General features: G+C 45.4%; 17 protein-coding genes and 1 riboswitch. Of the genes, 5 read left to right on the forward strand and 12 right to left on the reverse strand.

Features of this window, described 5'->3' with window-relative positions:
• Positions 1–513 precede the first annotated feature (513 nt).
• Entirely contained in the window at positions 514–969 is a 456-nt protein-coding gene (locus R7040_RS21695) for an RNA-binding protein (RefSeq protein WP_064354401.1), read from the forward strand.
• Here the strand turns inward: R7040_RS21695 and murI are convergent.
• The 3 genes from murI to btuB are packed head-to-tail and all read right to left on the reverse strand — an operon-like array spanning position 932 to position 4,354.
• Complete coding sequence (murI, locus tag R7040_RS21700) at positions 932–1,735, reverse strand: glutamate racemase (RefSeq protein WP_064354402.1); 804 nt, start codon at positions 1,733–1,735, stop codon at positions 932–934. The genes R7040_RS21695 and murI overlap by 38 nt on opposite strands.
• Positions 1,736–1,766: 31 nt before the next feature.
• The gene (locus R7040_RS21705) at positions 1,767–2,459 is read right to left on the reverse strand and encodes an ATPase (protein WP_005378675.1); all 693 of its coding nucleotides are present in this window, start codon (positions 2,457–2,459) and stop codon (positions 1,767–1,769) included.
• Positions 2,460–2,518: 59 nt separating this feature from the next.
• The gene (gene btuB, locus R7040_RS21710; RefSeq protein WP_318097034.1) at positions 2,519–4,354 is read right to left on the reverse strand and encodes a TonB-dependent vitamin B12 receptor; all 1,836 of its coding nucleotides are present in this window, start codon (positions 4,352–4,354) and stop codon (positions 2,519–2,521) included.
• Between the two features lie 55 nt (positions 4,355–4,409).
• Positions 4,410–4,610: riboswitch (cobalamin riboswitch) on the reverse strand.
• Between the two features lie 184 nt (positions 4,611–4,794).
• On the opposite strand from btuB, the gene trmA reads away from it, so the two are divergent.
• The gene (trmA, locus tag R7040_RS21715; protein ID WP_047104456.1) at positions 4,795–5,904 is read left to right on the forward strand and encodes a tRNA (uridine(54)-C5)-methyltransferase TrmA; all 1,110 of its coding nucleotides are present in this window, start codon (positions 4,795–4,797) and stop codon (positions 5,902–5,904) included.
• A 64-nt stretch (positions 5,905–5,968) separates the two neighbouring features.
• Here trmA and R7040_RS21720 read toward each other — a convergent pair whose 3' ends face one another.
• A complete protein-coding gene (locus R7040_RS21720; protein WP_005378634.1) occupies positions 5,969–6,334 on the reverse strand; it encodes a YijD family membrane protein in 366 nt (121 codons plus the stop codon).
• The gene (gene fabR / locus R7040_RS21725) at positions 6,334–6,975 is read right to left on the reverse strand and encodes an HTH-type transcriptional repressor FabR (protein WP_005378632.1); all 642 of its coding nucleotides are present in this window, start codon (positions 6,973–6,975) and stop codon (positions 6,334–6,336) included. Before fabR ends, R7040_RS21720 begins: the two co-directional genes overlap by 1 nt.
• Before the next feature lie 263 nt (positions 6,976–7,238).
• Between fabR and sthA the strand changes: the two genes are divergently transcribed.
• Positions 7,239–8,669, forward strand: coding sequence for a Si-specific NAD(P)(+) transhydrogenase (gene sthA, locus R7040_RS21730; protein ID WP_005389689.1), 1,431 nt, complete (start codon positions 7,239–7,241; stop codon positions 8,667–8,669).
• 57 nt (positions 8,670–8,726) lie between these two features.
• Here sthA and dinF read toward each other — a convergent pair whose 3' ends face one another.
• The 3 genes from dinF to lexA form a co-directional block, all read right to left on the reverse strand.
• Positions 8,727–10,076, reverse strand: coding sequence for an MATE family efflux transporter DinF (gene dinF / locus R7040_RS21735; protein WP_017636071.1), 1,350 nt, complete (start codon positions 10,074–10,076; stop codon positions 8,727–8,729).
• A gap of 55 nt (positions 10,077–10,131) precedes the next feature.
• Positions 10,132–10,926: a class I SAM-dependent methyltransferase gene (locus R7040_RS21740; protein ID WP_017636072.1), complete on the reverse strand. Its 795-nt coding sequence runs from the start codon at positions 10,924–10,926 to the stop codon at positions 10,132–10,134.
• Between the two features lie 184 nt (positions 10,927–11,110).
• Complete coding sequence (lexA, locus tag R7040_RS21745; protein WP_005378682.1) at positions 11,111–11,731, reverse strand: transcriptional repressor LexA; 621 nt, start codon at positions 11,729–11,731, stop codon at positions 11,111–11,113.
• Between the two features lie 368 nt (positions 11,732–12,099).
• Between lexA and plsB the strand changes: the two genes are divergently transcribed.
• Positions 12,100–14,526 carry a glycerol-3-phosphate 1-O-acyltransferase PlsB gene (gene plsB, locus R7040_RS21750; RefSeq protein ID WP_193838023.1) on the forward strand — a complete coding sequence of 809 codons (2,427 nt, stop codon included), beginning with the start codon at positions 12,100–12,102 and terminating at the stop codon, positions 14,524–14,526.
• A 64-nt stretch (positions 14,527–14,590) separates the two neighbouring features.
• Here plsB and ubiA read toward each other — a convergent pair whose 3' ends face one another.
• Together ubiA and R7040_RS21760 are read right to left on the reverse strand one after the other, a co-directional pair.
• Positions 14,591–15,445, reverse strand: coding sequence for a 4-hydroxybenzoate octaprenyltransferase (ubiA, locus tag R7040_RS21755; RefSeq protein ID WP_005378684.1), 855 nt, complete (start codon positions 15,443–15,445; stop codon positions 14,591–14,593).
• Positions 15,446–15,985, reverse strand: a complete 540-nt coding sequence (locus R7040_RS21760) for a chorismate lyase (protein ID WP_005378686.1) — start codon at positions 15,983–15,985, stop codon at positions 15,446–15,448.
• Positions 15,986–16,146: 161 nt separating this feature from the next.
• On the opposite strand from R7040_RS21760, the gene R7040_RS21765 reads away from it, so the two are divergent.
• A complete protein-coding gene (locus R7040_RS21765; RefSeq protein WP_005378687.1) occupies positions 16,147–16,557 on the forward strand; it encodes a flagellar basal body-associated protein FliL in 411 nt (136 codons plus the stop codon).
• A 63-nt stretch (positions 16,558–16,620) separates the two neighbouring features.
• Here R7040_RS21765 and glpG read toward each other — a convergent pair whose 3' ends face one another.
• Positions 16,621–17,463: a rhomboid family intramembrane serine protease GlpG gene (gene glpG, locus R7040_RS21770; RefSeq protein ID WP_193838024.1), complete on the reverse strand. Its 843-nt coding sequence runs from the start codon at positions 17,461–17,463 to the stop codon at positions 16,621–16,623.
• Positions 17,463–17,783, reverse strand: a complete 321-nt coding sequence (gene glpE / locus R7040_RS21775) for a thiosulfate sulfurtransferase GlpE (RefSeq protein ID WP_005378691.1) — start codon at positions 17,781–17,783, stop codon at positions 17,463–17,465. The genes glpG and glpE overlap by 1 nt, the downstream gene beginning before the upstream one ends.
• Between the last annotated feature and the right edge of the window lie 70 nt (positions 17,784–17,853).

Raw genomic sequence — 17,853 nt, forward strand, 5'->3', positions numbered from 1 at the left:
GTAATGTTTGAATTGACTGTGCTGAATCTTTCGATTCAATGGTCACTTCGTTTCATTGAAACCTAATTTGATACCGAGGTATCGAATTGGATTATCATCAACGAGTGCCCACACAGATTGATAGGTTCTTGTTTTTAAAGAGCTTTTCTAACATTTTCAGCAACTTAGTTGCTCGCCGTTAGGGGTGCGTATCTTACTTCACACCGTGAGAGAGTCAAGCATTTTTTTCAAATTTCTTTTCTCTCAATTCCGACTCGCTGTGTGACTTTCGTCTCACTCCGTGTCGGTGGATGCGCAGTATAGGGAGTTGAGAAATTAGTACAAGCGTTTTTTGCAAAAAAACTTTCAACAGGTCATTAGTTAGCCAAAAGCGTGATATTTGCATATTTCTTCGTCACATTTGAGACATATCACAGCAATTGGTTGGAAAAACACCAACCATATACGTAAGATTCATGTGTCTATTCTGTTAATGGACAATCGATCTCTTTATCACTATGTGTAGTAATTAAAATGACGTCTAAAAAAAATCTGATTTTATGTGTTGGGCTGGCCGTCGTTGGGGGAATCGTCTTCTCTCAAGTCACCATCCCACCAGCCTTGAGTTTTCTCATTGGTGTTATCGCTACTGCTTTTTTATTTTCATTTTCTAGCCAGACACCTTCTATTCAATCAACGGACTCGGATCCATCGACTAAAACTCTGTATGTCGGCAACCTTCCTTATAAGGCCAATGAGAGTCACGTTCGCGATTTGTTTGCTGAATATGGACAGGTCTATGCAGTACGCTTAATGAAAGATAAGCGCACTGGAAAAAGAAGAGGGTTTGGTTTTGTCGTGATGGCTGCGGCAGATGCCAAGCCAGCTATCGCTAAACTTAATGAAAAGGAATATATGGAAAGAACGCTAAAAGTTAGAATTGCGAACGATCCTAAACACCCGGATGGTGGTAAACCAGAACAGGATTAAAACCTAGCTTCTTTAAACAAATGTTCAGTGCATCTTCCTGCCAAGGAGTTGCACTGGCATAAATCGACTTACTTCCCTCTTCCGTATCCTCAATTTCATCACTTAATAGTAATGCTTTTACTCGACGTGCAATGGCTGCACCCGAATCAATTAAAGTAACGTCCCCACCCAAAGCTTGATGAATTTCCTCTTTGATTAAAGGGAAGTGAGTACAACCGAGCACCGCAACGTCTACTTTATCGCGAAGCGGAAGCAGGATTTTTGTCAGTTCGTCTAGAGAAACGCTGTTGCCTCGCAACTTCTCTTCGGCCATATCCACCAAGCGAGTTGATCCCAACAGCTCAACTGGTTTGCCTTGCGCAAAGTCTCGTATTAACTCGTGAGTATATTGGCGTGTTACTGTCGCCGGAGTGGCGATCAGCCCTACCCCTTTTGATGCTAAAAGCGATGCGGGTTTAATCGCAGGGACAACACCAACAACGGGAATCGATAAATTTTCGCGTAAGGAAGGAAGCACTATGGTGCTCGCCGTGTTGCAAGCAATGACGACAATGTCGACTTGGTGTTCTTCGACTAAAGAAGAGACAAGTTGGTTAACTCGTGAAACGAGTACAGCCTGATCGAGTTCACCATAAGGGTAAGCCTGATTATCGAATAAGTATAAGTAGTCTAGCTGGGGCAATAGGCGATGTATCTCTTGGAATACAGAAAGACCACCAACACCAGAGTCAAAAACTAGGACTTTTTTCTTACTTGCTACTCGCACGAGTCTTACCTAAAGAACAGAAACGTTGCGATCATACTGCGTAGATTTGTTTTGGCAATGCTTTAGCATGGTATCTTTGATGGCTGAATCTATCTCCAGATTCTACATCTCGCTTCGTCAACTCGATATGTCCTTGAAAAGATGGCGAAGACGTGACCAATGTGTGAAATTCACCATTTTCCCCACAGGGATCAATTTGACTTGGTAATGACTCTATTAGGGCTTTGTCATACCAGCGACCACACCATTCTGGAGGGAGAACTCTTCCGTCGATGGTGATTAACATAGTTTGAATACCACGCTCTATGATTTCCATCGCTAGTTTTTCGCTGCTCTCCCCTAATAGAGGAAAGACGCATTCCCAGCCAACAGGTTCAATATAGCTGCGTCGGTAATCGGCAATGCCATTACAAAACATATCACCAAATGCGACAGCTTCTATGTTCAGACCACTACTTTGTAATGCATTAACGATGGTCGATTGATAAATGTCGTTACTTGGAAAGATTTCAGGTAGCTCGATAGTAATGAGCGGAAGCGCAAGTAAGTCTGCTTGCATTTGTACGACTTCAAGCGGAGTTGCTTGGAAAGGGACTTCTTTCCCTACGTAAGTCGTGTACAAACCGACAACTTGATAATTTGGATTCTCGTTAAGGCGCTCAAGCGTTAATGTCGAATCTTTACCACTGGACCAACTGATCACCACTCGCTTGGGTTTCTTCATTCGATTTTCCACCACAAAATATTAAAAACCGCCCGAAGGCGGTTTGTGCTCATTCACGATTAGAATTCGTAGCCAACGTTGATATAGTACGCTCGCTCTGCAGCGGGGTAACCTTTTGCCATCTCATACTCTTCATCAAGTAGATTATCGATACGAGCGCTAATAGAGGTCGACTCATTCGGATAGTAAGTCACTGCCGTATCAACCAACGAGTAAGAAGAAAGCGTGATATCTTGTGAAGGCCAAGTGCTGTAATCCACATCTGGACGCTTACCGACGTACTGATAGCTAACCGACCAGTCCACTTTATCGAAGCTCACTAAAGCATTCCACTTATACATTTCTTTAGCGCGGCGCTGCAACTGATGCCCTTTATCGTCTTCAGCATCTTTGTAATCTGCACTCAACTGGTGCTGCACAATCCCTGTATCAAACTCAGCAACAAGCTCCACACCTTGGATATGTGTTTCACCATCGACATTCAAATATTTGTACGTGGTTGGATGGTAATCGATAAGATTCGTGATTTTATAGTCATAACCCGTGACGGACCAAAAAACGCCTTGGACATCACCGCTGAATGCTAGCTCCCAAGCATCTGACTCTTCCGGCTTCAGATCTTTCTCACCGTATGTCGGGTCATACTGCTGATATAGGTTTGGAGCCTTAAACGCAGTACCAAAAGAGGCTTTAACCCCAAACTCTGGTACAAACTGGTAACCAGCCGCTAAACTGTAAGTGAACTCACTACCGTATTCTTCATTATCATCAAGGCGAGCACTGCCCTCGAGCATTGCTTTATCAATACTAGTGGTTGCCATACCAAACAGAGCGCCATTGGTACGATCAAACGTTTTATTCGCACTCTTGTCTTTATAAGACTCGTTGCGCCAATCAATACCACCAGCCAACGTCGTATTGTTGTTTAGCAAGTAACTGTTGGTCCACTGGACATTTTGCTGCTCAAGTTCATCTTCAGTACCTGAGTGTTTGCCTTTTGCTTGCTCATAGTTCCAAGACTTCTGTTTCTGTGCTGTTACTTGTAGTTCTGACATCACATTATCAGACTGATACTTACCGCCCAGAGTGACAGAAAGATCGTCTTTTTCTGCTTCGTAGTAACCGCGACTACCGTAGCTGCTGTCATATTGATAAACATTTTCGTAAGCACGTAGGTTACCAAATGCAGACCACTGGTCATTGAAGTTATGCACGTAACCTAGCAGACCATTCTTTGTATCAAAGCCATGGCGATCACCGTCATTAACTCCCGGTACAGGACGAACGTTATAACCATCATCACTTTCACTACCAAGCGCGATATTTAGCTGGCCGCTCTCTGTGACTTTAATACCAGATGCCATACTCAATTCTTGATAATCTAAACTACCTAAACCCGCACTTAACTTCGTTCCTTCTTCGTCAGCACGCGCAATGGTGATGATATTGATCACGCCACCAATCGCTTCTGAGCCGTAAAGTGACGCACGCGCACCACGCACGTACTCAATACGTTGAACGTAAGTAAGTGGGATTTGGTTAAAGTCCACAGCGCCCTTCGCTGCTCGTGCAAAACGTACGCCATCAACCAGTACTAAAACTTGGTCGGAACTGGTTCCACGAACAAATAAAGACGCTAACTGACCACGACCACCATTTTGTGAAACTTGAATTCCGGTAAGGCGACGCAATACATCTGGTAGGGTTTTCGCTTGAATGCGATCGATGTCTTGTCGAGTAACTACTTCGACATCTGCCAACGTACGGCTTTCGGCTTGCTCAAAACGGTTTGCCGTAACAACGATGGTTTCGTCAGTGGAGGTTTCCTGGGCCTGTAGATAAGAGACAGGTGAAAGCAGCGATGCCAAAGTGATCGCCAGTGCGGATTTTCTCATTGTATTGTCCTAAATCGCGTAATTCCTTCCGAGCCCTGTCGTCATGACAGTCCAGTGCTGTGGCTCAGTTGTTGGCAGGTATTCGGACTCAAGAGCACGGGTGTACCGCCTACTTGCTCGACTTCCCACATAAACTAATGCAGTGTCTGATGAGCGTTCGTTCTCTTTTACCGCTGCGCGTCAGTTCTGGATTTACACCAGATTCCCATTTCAGCCATCTAGATTGCTAGATAGCACCAACTTGAGGCAAATATTATTCAGCTATTGATTATTTGTCCAGCCAATATTGCCCTTAGAAGTTGTAACGTTTTGATTGATTTTGCTTTCTACTCTGCCTGTACGCACTATCTTTAAATCAATTCCAGTACAAAACTGGACATCCTATTGAGATTGAATAAAATCTGCGCTCTTAAATTGAATGCACCATAAAAGGTAAGATCATGGCTACTCTTGATGTAAACCCACAACGCTACCAAGAACAACTGGCAGAAAAAGTCGAACGTCTCACGGATATGTTCGCGCCATACAACATGCCAGAACTGGAAGTGTTTGAATCACCAGAGCAGCACTACCGCATGCGTGCTGAGTTCCGTGTTTGGCATGAAGGCGAAGATCTTTACTACATCATGTTCAACCAAGAAACTCGTGAGAAATACCGTGTTGACCAATTTCCTGCTGCAAGCCGTCTGATCAACGACCTGATGCCGCTATTGGTTGAAGCGATGAAAGACAACGACTCACTACGTCGTAAACTGTTCCAGGTGGATTTCCTATCGACACTAAGTGGTGAGATTCTGGTTTCACTCCTTTACCATCGCCAACTTGATGAAGAGTGGATTGAAAACGCGAAAGCCCTTAAACAGCGTTTAAATGATGAAGGCTTCAATCTAAACATCATTGGTCGTGCTCGTAAGATGAAGATTGTCCTAGACCGCGACTACGTGATCGAGAAGCTCGATGTAAATGGTCAAAGCTACATCTACCAACAAGTAGAGAACAGCTTCACTCAGCCGAACGGCAAAGTCGCAGAGAAGATGTTGGAATGGGCTGTCGACTGTACCCAAGAAAGCACTGGTGACCTACTAGAACTTTACTGTGGTAACGGTAACTTCTCGCTGGCGTTGGCACAGAATTTCGACCGCGTACTGGCAACTGAGCTAGCGAAGCCATCTGTGGTATCTGCACAGTACAACATCGCTGCCAATAAGATTGATAACGTACAAATCTTACGTCTATCAGCAGAGGAATTTACTCAAGCGATCGAAGGTAAGCGTGAATTCCGTCGTCTACAAGATGCAGGTGTGGATCTGAAGAGCTACAACTGCAACACGATTTTTGTCGATCCACCACGTGCTGGGATGGATGTCGATACTTGTAAAATGGTGCAAGGTTACGAGCGCATCATGTACATCTCTTGTAACCCTGAAACTCTAAAAGAGAACTTGGACATTCTATGCGAAACACACAACGTGACGCGTTTTGCTCTGTTTGACCAATTCCCTTATACCCACCATATGGAAGCGGGCGTGCTATTGGAACGCAAAATGTAACCCACGGCGTCAAATACAAAAAAAGCGAGCTCAATGGCTCGCTTTTTTTATTTGATTCGTTTGCTTATTCCGCAGAAGTCTTCTTACTGACAAAACCTAGCTTCTTACCAATCCATGCGAGTAAGATCATTGAAACCATGATCGCAAAGAAGTTTGAGCCTGCTTCTGGGTATTGCGCTTTAATAAACGCAGAGTGACCAAACGCACCTACGAAGAAGCACGCCAAGCCAACTAATGGGATATCTTCTGATACCGGATTATTTAGGTACTCTTGGTAAAGAGCTTGTACAGCCAGTACGAGTGCAATCAATGGGAAGATTGAAAAAGACACTTCACTCATGGTCAACCATGACAACAAAGCATCACCACACATACCTGCAACCAGTGCCAAAATCAGCGTTTTCTTTTCAGATTTATTTCCATTCGACATTATTCTATCCCGCCTTTTAATCGGTTACGTTCACGTTCTTTGCGATACCAATAGGCCCCTTTGGCTATCATTCGCAATTGCATGATCAATCGCTCGGCGAGTTCATCGCGCTCACGTCGATCTAAATCTAAAGCTTCAGCCCCCGAACTGAAAACCAAAGTCACAGACGCTTCTGCTTGAGTATACGCCTCTTCTCTGGTCACGCCGGTGCTCATTAAATACTCGGTTAATTCTGCCGCAAAATGCTGGATTTCTCGAGCAACAGCGGTACGAAATTCAGCAGAAGTGCCGGAGCGCTCACGCAACAACAAACGAAAAACGTTCGGACTACTTTCAATGAATTCCATAAAGGTTTCGACCGAGGTACGAATTACGCTACCTTCTTTCACAATACGTTGACGCGCCTGACGCATCAGTTGACGTAGTAGCAAACCGCCTTCATCGACCATGGTTAAGCCTAGCTCATCCATATCTTTGAAGTGACGGTAAAAAGAAGTCGGTGCAATCCCTGCCTCTCGGGCGACTTCTCGCAAGCTAAGGCTGGAAAAGCTGCGATCCGCACTTAACTGACTAAATGCCGCATCGATCAATGATCGACGTGTCTTCTCTTTTTGCTGTGCGCGGATTCCCATCGATTTCATTCTTAACTTGCTCTTTTTCTGTAGGGTACAAGAGCCTCAATATAACGCAATTTGCTCCTACGGAGAAAGATATGTTGCTTCGCTCGCTCTGAGCGCCGAGAACGTTACTATTGGCATGCATCTAATTGCAATGTTCTCGATGCAATTTATAGACATACAACATACCAAATCACCCTTTTGGTCGATTCTGCGTGATCACTTCCACTCTCTAACAGGCATTACGTGTACCAATAGAGTAAATGAGTTAAAATCGCGCTAAAGCAATGTTAAGCAAATATAACAAGGAAGGCATCATGGCGCATGTTAATCACTATGACGTGATCGTAATCGGTAGTGGCCCTGGCGGAGAAGGGGCTGCAATGGGATTAACCAAAGCGGGACTGAATGTTGCCATTGTCGAGAAAGAAAGCAGTGTCGGCGGCGGTTGTACTCACTGGGGTACCATTCCATCAAAAGCACTGCGTCATGCCGTTAGCCGCATCATCGAATTTAATAGCAACCCGCTATTTTGTCGAAACAACACCAGCGTTCATGCAACATTTTCTGACATTTTAGGTCATGCTAAATCGGTCATTGATAAGCAAACTCGACTTCGTCAGGGCTTTTATGACCGTAACTCATGCACACTTTTGTTCGGAACCGCGCGATTTATCGATAACTACTCAATTGCAGTGATGCAAAGCGACGGTACAGAAGAAATCTATTCTGCGGATAAGTTTGTCATCGCGACGGGTTCTCGCCCGTATCAGCCTAACGACGTAGATTTCTTGCATGAGCGCATCTACGACAGTGATTCCATTTTGAGCCTGAAACACGACCCTCGCCATATCATCATTTACGGTGCGGGCGTTATCGGTTGTGAATACGCTTCTATCTTCCGCGGCCTTGGAGTGAAAACCGACCTTATCAATACCCGCGACCGCTTGTTGGAGTTTTTGGATAACGAAGTGTCAGATGCGCTGTCTTACCACTTCTGGAACAGCGGTGTAGTAATTCGTAATGATGAGACCTATGAAAAAATCGAAGGCACAGAAGATGGCGTGATTATTCACCTACAATCTGGCAAGAAGATGAAGGCGGACTGCTTGTTGTATGCGAATGGTCGAACAGGTAACACCGATAAGTTGAATTTGGGTGCTGTGGGTCTGGAAGCGGACTCTCGCGGACAACTAAAAGTAAACCGTAACTACCAAACCGATATTGAGCACATTTACGCTGTAGGCGATGTCATCGGTTACCCTAGCCTTGCAAGCGCCGCTTATGACCAAGGGCGATTTGTCGCACAAGCCATTACGAAAGGTCAGGCAGAAAACTATCTGATTGATGATATTCCAACGGGTATCTACACCATCCCAGAGATTAGCTCTGTGGGTAAAACCGAGCAAGAGCTAACAGCTGCGAAAGTACCGTATGAAGTAGGACGCTCTTCGTTCAAGCATCTAGCTCGTGCACAGATCGCAGGGAAAGACATCGGTAGCTTGAAGATATTGTTCCATCGTGAAACCAAAGAAATTTTAGGGATTCACTGTTTTGGCGAACGTGCCGCGGAAATTATCCACATCGGTCAAGCCATTATGGAGCAAAAAGGCTCAGCGAATACCATCGAGTATTTCGTCAATACCACCTTCAACTATCCAACAATGGCCGAAGCGTATCGTGTCGCTGCGTTGAATGGTTTGAACCGCTTGTTCTAATCTATGCTTCTTGATAGCAGACAGAAAAACAGCAGGCTTGGACCTGCTGTTTTTATATCAACATTGTGCGAGGAAGGTATCCTTGTGCCATTGGTAGAGAAAGATAACCCCTAAACCAATACCCCGCATCAACATAAAGCTCGTCATTGCAAACCACAGCGCGTGATTTTCCCACTCGGCGAACAAGTAAAAGACAACAAAGAAACTGCTGGTCGCGACAAACATACTATTGCGCATGTCTTTGCCTTTGGTTGCACCGACAAAAATGCCATCCAATAGAAAGCACCACATCGACGCAAGTGGCATCACCACCAGCCAAGGTAGATACACCGCTGCTTGCTGTTGGACCGTCTCAATTGAAGTGATCATGGCGATCAACTCCGATCCCGCCAAACCAAAGAGCGCGGTCAGTCCTAAGCAAATAACCAAACTCCAAAAGAAAGTGCCGACAAGCGATGCACTCAATTGTTGCCTATCTTTGGCACCAATCGCCTTCCCGACCATGGCCTCCATCGCATAAGCAAAGCCATCCATGCCATACGAGATAATCATCAGGAAGCTCATCAGAACCGCATTTGCAGCGACAACCTCATCACCCAAGCTCGCGCCTTGGAACGTCATAAAGCTAAAAGCCGCTTGCAGACACAAAGAGCGTAAGAAAATATCGCGATTCAATTTCACGAATCGCCCTAAACCGTGTTGAGTGCTGGCTAGCAACTTTTGAGGTGATGGTAATTGCCTCTCTCGCCAGGTTTTCCAGACACACATGAGACCAAAACCCATGCCAGAGTAGTCAGCAATCACCGATGCCAGCGCAGCGCCTTCTACTTTCCACCCCAAACCAATCACAAACAACAAATCGAGGGCAATATTAGTCACGTTGGTGATGATCACCATCCACATTGGTGCTTTGGAATTTTGCGTTCCGAGCAGCCACCCCAACAACACAAAGTTCATTAGCGCAGCGGGGGCACTCCACACACGGATAGAGAAATATTGCATACCGTAGTGTTTTACCTCTGCGCTGGCGTCACTCCAACCAAAGATCAAATCAGCTATCGGGGTATGGGCAATAAGGAAGACTAACGCAAACAGCAGCGCCATAAGTGAGCCTTGCATAAACACCAAGGCAAGTTGCTTTCGGTCTTCACCGCCATAGGACTGCGCCGCCAACCCAGTAGTCGACATACGCAAAAAACCAAGCAGCCAAAACGTCACGCTGATCATGGTGCTGCCCAACGCAACACCACCCAAATACCAAGCGTGGTCTAGATGACCAATCACCGCAGCATCGACCAAACCGAGCAATGGAACAGTAATATTCGACAGCACCATAGGTATAGCTAAAGCTAAGACTTGGCGATGAACTTTTGGGTTAGATAAAGGAGAGAAGATTGAATTTGTCACAGGCACCTCATCAGTAAGATCGACGAGTGTACCTGAGCGCTTAACGACTAGCCAATTACCACTTGATATGAACGAGTACTGGCGTGAGGCGATGCTTCAACATTGGAATCTTATTAAGCCAACGCTGCCAAGCTTTCCAACGAGAACAGAATCTATCGAATGGCGAGAAAGCTTTCACCCACTGTGCCCATGGTAACCATTGCAATATCTGTGCTGCAGGCGCTTCAAAGCCATGAGCATAACGATCAGAGCCAAGCTTTTGTCCCCACTTGGTTTCCGTTAAATCTCCTGCCAGCACCATACACAGTTCAGCAGAAACAAAATGTCGACCTAAGGTTTGAATAAATTTCGCGACTTGACGCTCTGTGCAATCGAGCAGTGCCATTTCACATAAAATGAGTACCGGTGCTTGCTCTGGAATGACTAACGTCTCTAGCCACGACATTTCATCCACACTGCCACAGCGATGTTCATAACGTTCATTTTTGTGGAACAAACGCTGACGCCATACCAAATTTTCCGTCACATCCAGCTCTATCCAATGGCAGCGTCCATTATCCAAACGATAAAAGCGGGTATCCAACCCCGCTCCGACATTGATTATCCAAGCATCGGGATACTGCTGTAAGAAGTGACTAACCTGCTGGTCACAAAGCTGAGTCAGCGTCACGTGCAGCAATTGCTTCTGCGCAATATCACCACTCAAACAATCCGGCGCCATCTTACAGCTCAAACACGCTTTAGCAGCTATCGGATCGTACACCAAGCCATTGTCGACCATGCTTTCACGGCTACGCAATAACAGTGGCTTTAATAAATGGTTAGGAACTTGATGTTTAGACTGAGACATGGGCATTTCCTGCGCCAGAGAGAAAACATAGACATTAATAAAGATGATAATGAATATCAATTACATTATCAAGCTTATAAATTGGTCAAAACAAACAAGGTCAAGATGATGAGCAAGCTTTTGGAGGAAGTAGAAAAAGAGAAAAGACAAAACAGCCCAGATGAACTGGGCTGCTTAAACACACTTACATCCAATCGGTATTGCGAATAATACCAACGGCTAAGCCTTCAATCGTAAGGTGCTGAGACGTTAAGTCCACTTGGATTGGGGCAAACTCTTCATTCTCAGCATGCAGTAATATGGTTGAACCTTTGCGCTCCAAACGCTTCACAGTCACATCATCATCAACACGCGCAACGACAACTTGACCGTCTCTCACATCTTGGGTTTTATGCACCGCGAGCAAATCGCCATCCATAATCCCGATGTCTTTCATACTCTCGCCATTTACACGAAGTAAGAAATCCGCTTGCGGTTTGAACATCGCAGGATCGACTTGGTAGTGCGCCTCTACGTGCTCTTGAGCCAGAATTGGCTCACCCGCTGCAACTTGACCAATCAATGGCAAACCCTGCTCATCATTGGCTGCGTCTTCAAGCAGGATACGAATCCCACGAGAAGCGCCTGGAATAATTTCAATTGCTTGCTTACGAGCAAGCGCTTTTAGGTGTTCCTCTGCGGCATTCGCAGAGCGGAAGCCAAGCTCACGCGCAATCTCTGCACGAGTTGGTGGCATTCCGGTGTCATCGATTTTACTTTTAATCAAATCGAAGACTTGTTGTTGGCGTGGCGTTAACGGCTTCATGTCTCACCTGTCTTTTTATACAGTTAACTGTGAGTATATCCAGTAAATGCTCAAATGAAAACCCAATTGGTTGTTTTTTAATTTATTTGTGGAGAGCTTTCAGCTTACCGATTAAGTTCATTCTTTATTCGTTTAAAACACCGACTTTTCAGTTAATCAAGTCAAAGCAATAACTTAGGGGTTCGACTAATTTACAGCCAATAAAATTAAAAGGTTTGACCAGTTTCTGGTATCCTTGCAGCGCTTAAATTTTATCGCCTAGGCTTATTTCTATTGCCGTACTCATCTCTTTTTATAGAGAAGACATGCAAAGCGGAAACTGAAATAAGGTTAGGCCTGTTTGAATACCTATTGAGGCTGTGAACTTTATGTCTTCTGGACAATCATTTTCACGTTCATTACTAAAACTACCTTTATCGGTACTGGTAAAGGGCACCACAATCCCGTCGAACCCGATTGAAGATCTGAACATCGACCTAACTAAACCGATTGTATATGCCCTGCCGTTCCGCTCGAACGTGGATTTGCTGACACTGCAAAAACAAGCCATGAGCCTTGGTCTACCCGACCCGCTCAGCCCGCTGGAAATCAATGGCAAAACGCTGAACCGTTTCGTCTTTATCGCTGCGCGTCCAACTGTGATGAACAACGATAATGATGTCCCAACCGATTCTGTTTCTCTGTTCACTGACTTACTGGAACTGCACAAGCTGGATAGTGAGTTGGATGTTCAAATGATCCCTGCAACCGTGCTTTGGGGTCGTAAGCCAGGTAAAGAAGAGAACCAAAAGCCTTACCTTCAACCGATGAATGGTCCGCAAAAAGCCAAAGCAGTAATGGCGGCGGGACGCGACTGCTTAGTTCGCTTTAGTCCCGTGGTATCTCTGCGTTATATGGCAGACTCTCACGGTACCGACAGCGCAATTGCGCACAAACTGGCTCGCGTGGCGCGTATCCACTTCTCACGCCAGAAACTGGCTGCTTCAGGCCCAAACCTGCCACAACGCCAAGTGTTGTTTGCTCGTTTACTAAAATCTCCAGCTATTGAACTGGCGATTGCTGACGAAGCCAAGAGCAAAAACATCTCGATTGATAAGGCACGTAAAGAAGCCCACGACATCATGGATGAAATCGCTGCCGACTTCTCCTATAGTCTGGTGAAAAACGGCGACCGCATCCTGAGTTGGTTATGGACAAGACTATACCAAGGTTTGCACATCAATAACGCCTCGACTGTGCGTCGTTTAGCGCAAGACGGCCACGAAATTGTGTACGTTCCGTGTCACCGTAGTCACATGGACTACCTGCTGTTGTCTTATGTTTTATACCATGAAGGCATGGTGCCTCCGCACATTGCGGCAGGCATTAACTTGAACTTCTTCCCGGCCGGTCCGCTTTTCCGTCGTGGTGGGGCGTTCTTTATTCGTCGTAGTTTTAAAGGCAACAAACTGTACTCAACCATTTTCCGTGAGTATCTAGCTGAGCTGTTTGCCAAAGGCTATTCAGTCGAGTACTTCAGTGAGGGTGGTCGTTCACGTACAGGTCGCTTACTGCAAGCGAAAACGGGTATGCTGGCTATGACTATCCAAGCAATGCTACGTGGTTTAAACCGCCCAGTAACGCTAGTGCCGGTCTACATCGGCTACGAGCACGTAATGGAAGTGGGCACTTACGCGAAAGAGCTGCGTGGCAAACGCAAAGAGAAAGAAAACGCAGGGCTTGTACTGCGTACTCTGCGTAAACTGCGTAACTTTGGTTTGGGCTATGTGAACTTCGGTGAGCCAATTCAGCTCAACCAATACTTGAACGAGCATGCTCCTGAGTGGACGAAAGACATCGACAGCATGGGTGGTAACAAACCACAATGGATGAATCCTGTGGTGAACGACCTCGCTAATAAGATGATGACGCACATCAATGATGCGGCGGCAGCAAACGCGTTGACCTTGTGTGCAACCGCACTGCTTGCTTCTCGTCAACGTGCACTTTCTCGTGACTCGCTGATCAATCAGATCGAGTGTTACTTAAAGCTACTCAAAAATAATCCGTACTCAAGCACCTCCACTATCCCTACCGAAAGTGCTGAGGAGTTGGTCGATCATGCAATTTCGCTTGATAAGTTCGTGATTGAAACCGATAGCATGGGTGACATCATTTCGCTGGACCGTAGCCAATCGATCCTGATGACTTACTATCGCAACAACATCATTCACTTGTTCGCTCTGCCGTCATTAATTGCCCAAATGCTCATTCGTCAGCGCAACCTTTCGGTAGCCAAGATTCAAGCGAATGTCGCGCAAATCTACCCATTCTTGAAGAAAGAGTTGTTCTTAAGTTACCAAGAAGACGAGTTAGATGAATTGGTCGTTAAAACACTGCATGAATTTGCCGAGCAGAAAATGATTAGTCTTGATGGTGATAAGCTGGAAATCAATCAATCGAACAACCAGCCTTTGGTTCTGCTAGGTCGTACGATAACTGAAACGCTGCAACGCTACTCTATCGCGATGAACTTGCTTGTTGCTTACCCTGAACTGGGTAAATCGGACCTAGAGCAGAAGAGCCAAGATATTGCTCAGCGCCTAGGGCGTTTACACGGTATTAATGCGCCAGAATTCTTCGATAAAGGTGTGTTTACCGCCATGTTCAATACGCTCAAACAGCAAAAATACCTTGATAACGATGGTAACTGTGACACGAAGAAAACGCAGCAATTTGCACGACTACTGTTCACTCTGCTTTATCCAGAAGTGAAACTGACGATCGAAGAGAGTATTCACCAACTTCGGTCGTAACCGTTTTACCTTCTTCCAATAAGAAAAAAGGCATCCAATCGGATGCCTTTTTCTATTTCTTCGCTTACCAAAATGCGACCAGTAAACCTATCGCTATCACCATGCCAACATAATTGTTGTTAAGGAAAGCCTTAAAGCACAACTCACGCTCACGGTGACGAATTAAGTGCTGCTGATAAACAAACAATGACGCTGCAATCAAAAGGGTCCAGTAGTAACTTTGTCCCAATTGGTAGAACTGCCCTAACCAAACCAACATCGCGAGTGTAATCAGTTGCAACACGCCAATAATAAGCTTGTCATGACGACCAAACAGAATTGCCGTCGATTTAATGCCAATCTTTAGATCATCATCTCGGTCTACCATCGCATATTGAGTGTCGTACGCAATGGTCCACAAAGCGTTAATGAGGAACAAAAACCAAACAATCAATGGTAATTCCCCAGTTTGTGCAGCCCACGCCATTGGAATCGCCCAGCTAAAAGCCAAGCCTAAAAATAGCTGTGGAATATGAGTGTAACGCTTCATAAATGGATAGATGAACGCCAACACAATGCCAGCGAAGGATAGCTGAATCGTCAGCGGGTTCATGGTCAGCACTAACAAAAACGAGCTGATACCCAAAACCAAAAATAATCCAATCGCTTCTTTTGCTGTCACTTTCCCTGATGGCAGTGGACGTTGCTTAGTACGCTTTACATGGCCGTCGACTTTGCGATCTGCAAAATCATTAATCACGCACCCCGCACTACGCATTAGGAATACCCCCAATACAAACACGATGAATACATCCCAACTTGGCATCCCTTGGGCTGAGATAATTAGCGCCCAAATCGTTGGCCACATCAGTAACAGTGAACCAATCGGGCGATCCATGCGCATCAGTTGCCAATATGCTTTGGCTTTTTCTGCGGACATTTACACTGTCTCCTTAGCGTAAACTGGTGAATTAGATAAGAATAACTCGGCGACTAGCATCGGTTTGTGATTCATCCACAACCTTGAGCGTCGCGCTAACAAACGTCCTTCTGGTACGGCTACCCATCCCATTTGTAAAGAGTCTCGCTCAACGTTATCTGCGCTGAACACTGTTAATCCTAATGGGATATCCCCTTGTTGAGCCAAATCATACTGCTGATCAACTAAGGTTGAACGAGGAATCAATGTCCGCCCAATAACCCAGTTATTATTGTCACCGCACAAAATGACCTCTCTCAGTAAGCAATCTTGTTCGGACAATAACTGGCTTTCGTCCTGTTTTAATGTCGCTGCAGTGACGATCTGATTTTGTAGCAATTCTACCGTTAACGCTTGGCAGTGCTGTTTTAAACGACGTGACAAAGACCCTTGCTCTTCAAGCCAATGCTTGGCAAATTCATTTGGAAATTCGAATTCTTCGGGGTTTTGCCACTCTACTTCCAATAAAGAAGCAAGATAGAGTGATGTTGGCTGATTCATACTAGTATTCAATTGGAGGCTTTATGCGTACAATAAAGCAACAACTTACCGTCCATAGTAATGTATGTAACCGTAAGTTCCGTTATTTGTTATAGACGGCCCATTGTATCAAGACTGAAGCGATTCGAATATCGCGATCCAGAGAAAGAAAAGTTAGAAATATGTACAAACGTTATATAGCCCAAATTATTTTTGCGTTAACCATACTATTCGCCGCACCAAGTTGGGCTGAAACGGAAGAAGCTGGACCTAAGTTGGCATACTTTACCCTAGAGCCTGATCTCACTACTAACTTTTACACCAAAGGCAAAAAGTTAGGTTATGTGCAAGTGCGCATCGACATCATGGTAATGAGTCAACAAGATTTATCAGTTGTTGAGCATCACCAACCTTTGATTCGCGATGCAGTGATTGAATTACTGGGTAAGCAAACAGAAGATACGATTAAGTCCCTGTCTGGCCGAGAAGATCTGCGCAAAACCTTAGTGACGACCCTCAACGAAACACTTTTGCCTGAAACAGGTAAAACCATCATTGCCGATTTGTTGTTTACAAAATACCTTTATCAATAAACCCAAATCCGTTTTGAACATAAAAAAAGACCGCCCTTGAGCGGTCTTTTCATTTCATCTGCTTTAGGCTTGCTGTTGGTATTTCATCTTGCCTGAATCAAACAGCGCAATCGCCATCCCCGACAGTAGCCCAACTAAGTGAGCGGTGTTTGCAATCGCCATAAATGGCTGCACAAAACCAAGAACTAACCATACCAACATAAAGACGATAATTGGCTTGGGTAGCGTAAGGCCTAAATGTGGCAAGCGGTAACCCAATATCCACAAATAACCAAGCAGTGCATAGACCACGCCAGACAAGCCGCCGAAGTTAGCCCCTTCAACATAGAACTGGCCAGCCCCTGAAAGCGCTGCCGACACCACAAAGAGTTGCAATAGCTTACCGGAACCGAGACGACGTTCGATGTCGCCACCCAACTGCCACCACCATAGTAAGTTAAACACGATGTGAGTTACTGAAAAGTGCAGTAACGCATGACTTAGCCATCGCCACACTTGCCATTGTTGCCCCTCAAAAGCCGGGAAGTGCAACAACTTAAACACGCCATTGCCAAAGCCAAACATTTGTAACAAGTAGGTGATGATACAGACTGTCATGATCAGCAAAGTCATGGGGCCAGCTTTCGCTTTGACCATGCTCATGATACTCGGGCTGGAATAATGAAATGTGCTCTTACGAGTATCGGCAACGTCCCACGAGGCGGCGCTGTATTTTGAATCAGACGGGTTAGCAAGGAACAGCTTAAGTTCGGCTTCCGCTTCTATTTCATGCTGGCTATCAGTCAGCCACAGCGCAAATTGCCCATCCCCTTCTGGCATCATTTCGATGTCAATTTGGCGAGAGGCCATATAATCAATAAAGGCTTGCGCCATACGTGGATTATTTAACGTTACCAATCTCTTCATTAACTTCTCACTATCGGTAGTTCTGCTCGATGCCAGGCTTCAAAGCCACCATCTACACTGTACACCTGTTCAAAGCCTTGGTTAACCAAATATTGCGCCGCACCTTGGCTACTAATACCGTGGTAACACATCACTAGAATAGGTTGTTCGAACTCCACTTCATCCATAAACGCAACGATCGTATCGTTAGTTAAGTGATACGCGGACTCGGCATGTGCAACGGCAAACGATTGAGGGTCACGGATATCTACAAGCTTCGCATCACCCTGCTCGAGCAGCGCTTGCGCACCTTGTACATCGATATGCTTAAACTGATCCATTTACTTTCTCATTGTCTTATTAATATACCCAAGCAACCTCGAACCTAACGTACTAATCAGCACCCGTGGT

Source organism: Vibrio sp. 1069 (assembly GCF_033340555.1).

Bases quoted from the DNA above. Each gene is read 5' to 3' on its own strand.
- R7040_RS21695 (WP_064354401.1), top strand. From the start codon at position 514: ATGACGTCTAAAAAAAATCTGATTTTATGTGTTGGGCTGGCCGTCGTT.
- R7040_RS21705 (WP_005378675.1), bottom strand. From the start codon at position 2,459: ATGAAGAAACCCAAGCGAGTGGTGATCAGTTGGTCCAGTGGTAAAGAT.
- btuB (WP_318097034.1), bottom strand. From the start codon at position 4,354: ATGAGAAAATCCGCACTGGCGATCACTTTGGCATCGCTGCTTTCACCT.
- trmA (WP_047104456.1), top strand. From the start codon at position 4,795: ATGGCTACTCTTGATGTAAACCCACAACGCTACCAAGAACAACTGGCA.
- R7040_RS21720 (WP_005378634.1), bottom strand. From the start codon at position 6,334: ATGTCGAATGGAAATAAATCTGAAAAGAAAACGCTGATTTTGGCACTG.
- fabR (WP_005378632.1), bottom strand. From the start codon at position 6,975: ATGAAATCGATGGGAATCCGCGCACAGCAAAAAGAGAAGACACGTCGA.
- sthA (WP_005389689.1), top strand. From the start codon at position 7,239: ATGTTAAGCAAATATAACAAGGAAGGCATCATGGCGCATGTTAATCAC.
- R7040_RS21740 (WP_017636072.1), bottom strand. From the start codon at position 10,926: ATGTCTCAGTCTAAACATCAAGTTCCTAACCATTTATTAAAGCCACTG.
- lexA (WP_005378682.1), bottom strand. From the start codon at position 11,731: ATGAAGCCGTTAACGCCACGCCAACAACAAGTCTTCGATTTGATTAAA.
- plsB (WP_193838023.1), top strand. From the start codon at position 12,100: ATGTCTTCTGGACAATCATTTTCACGTTCATTACTAAAACTACCTTTA.
- ubiA (WP_005378684.1), bottom strand. From the start codon at position 15,445: ATGTCCGCAGAAAAAGCCAAAGCATATTGGCAACTGATGCGCATGGAT.
- R7040_RS21760 (WP_005378686.1), bottom strand. From the start codon at position 15,985: ATGAATCAGCCAACATCACTCTATCTTGCTTCTTTATTGGAAGTAGAG.
- R7040_RS21765 (WP_005378687.1), top strand. From the start codon at position 16,147: ATGTACAAACGTTATATAGCCCAAATTATTTTTGCGTTAACCATACTA.
- glpG (WP_193838024.1), bottom strand. From the start codon at position 17,463: ATGAAGAGATTGGTAACGTTAAATAATCCACGTATGGCGCAAGCCTTT.
- glpE (WP_005378691.1), bottom strand. From the start codon at position 17,783: ATGGATCAGTTTAAGCATATCGATGTACAAGGTGCGCAAGCGCTGCTC.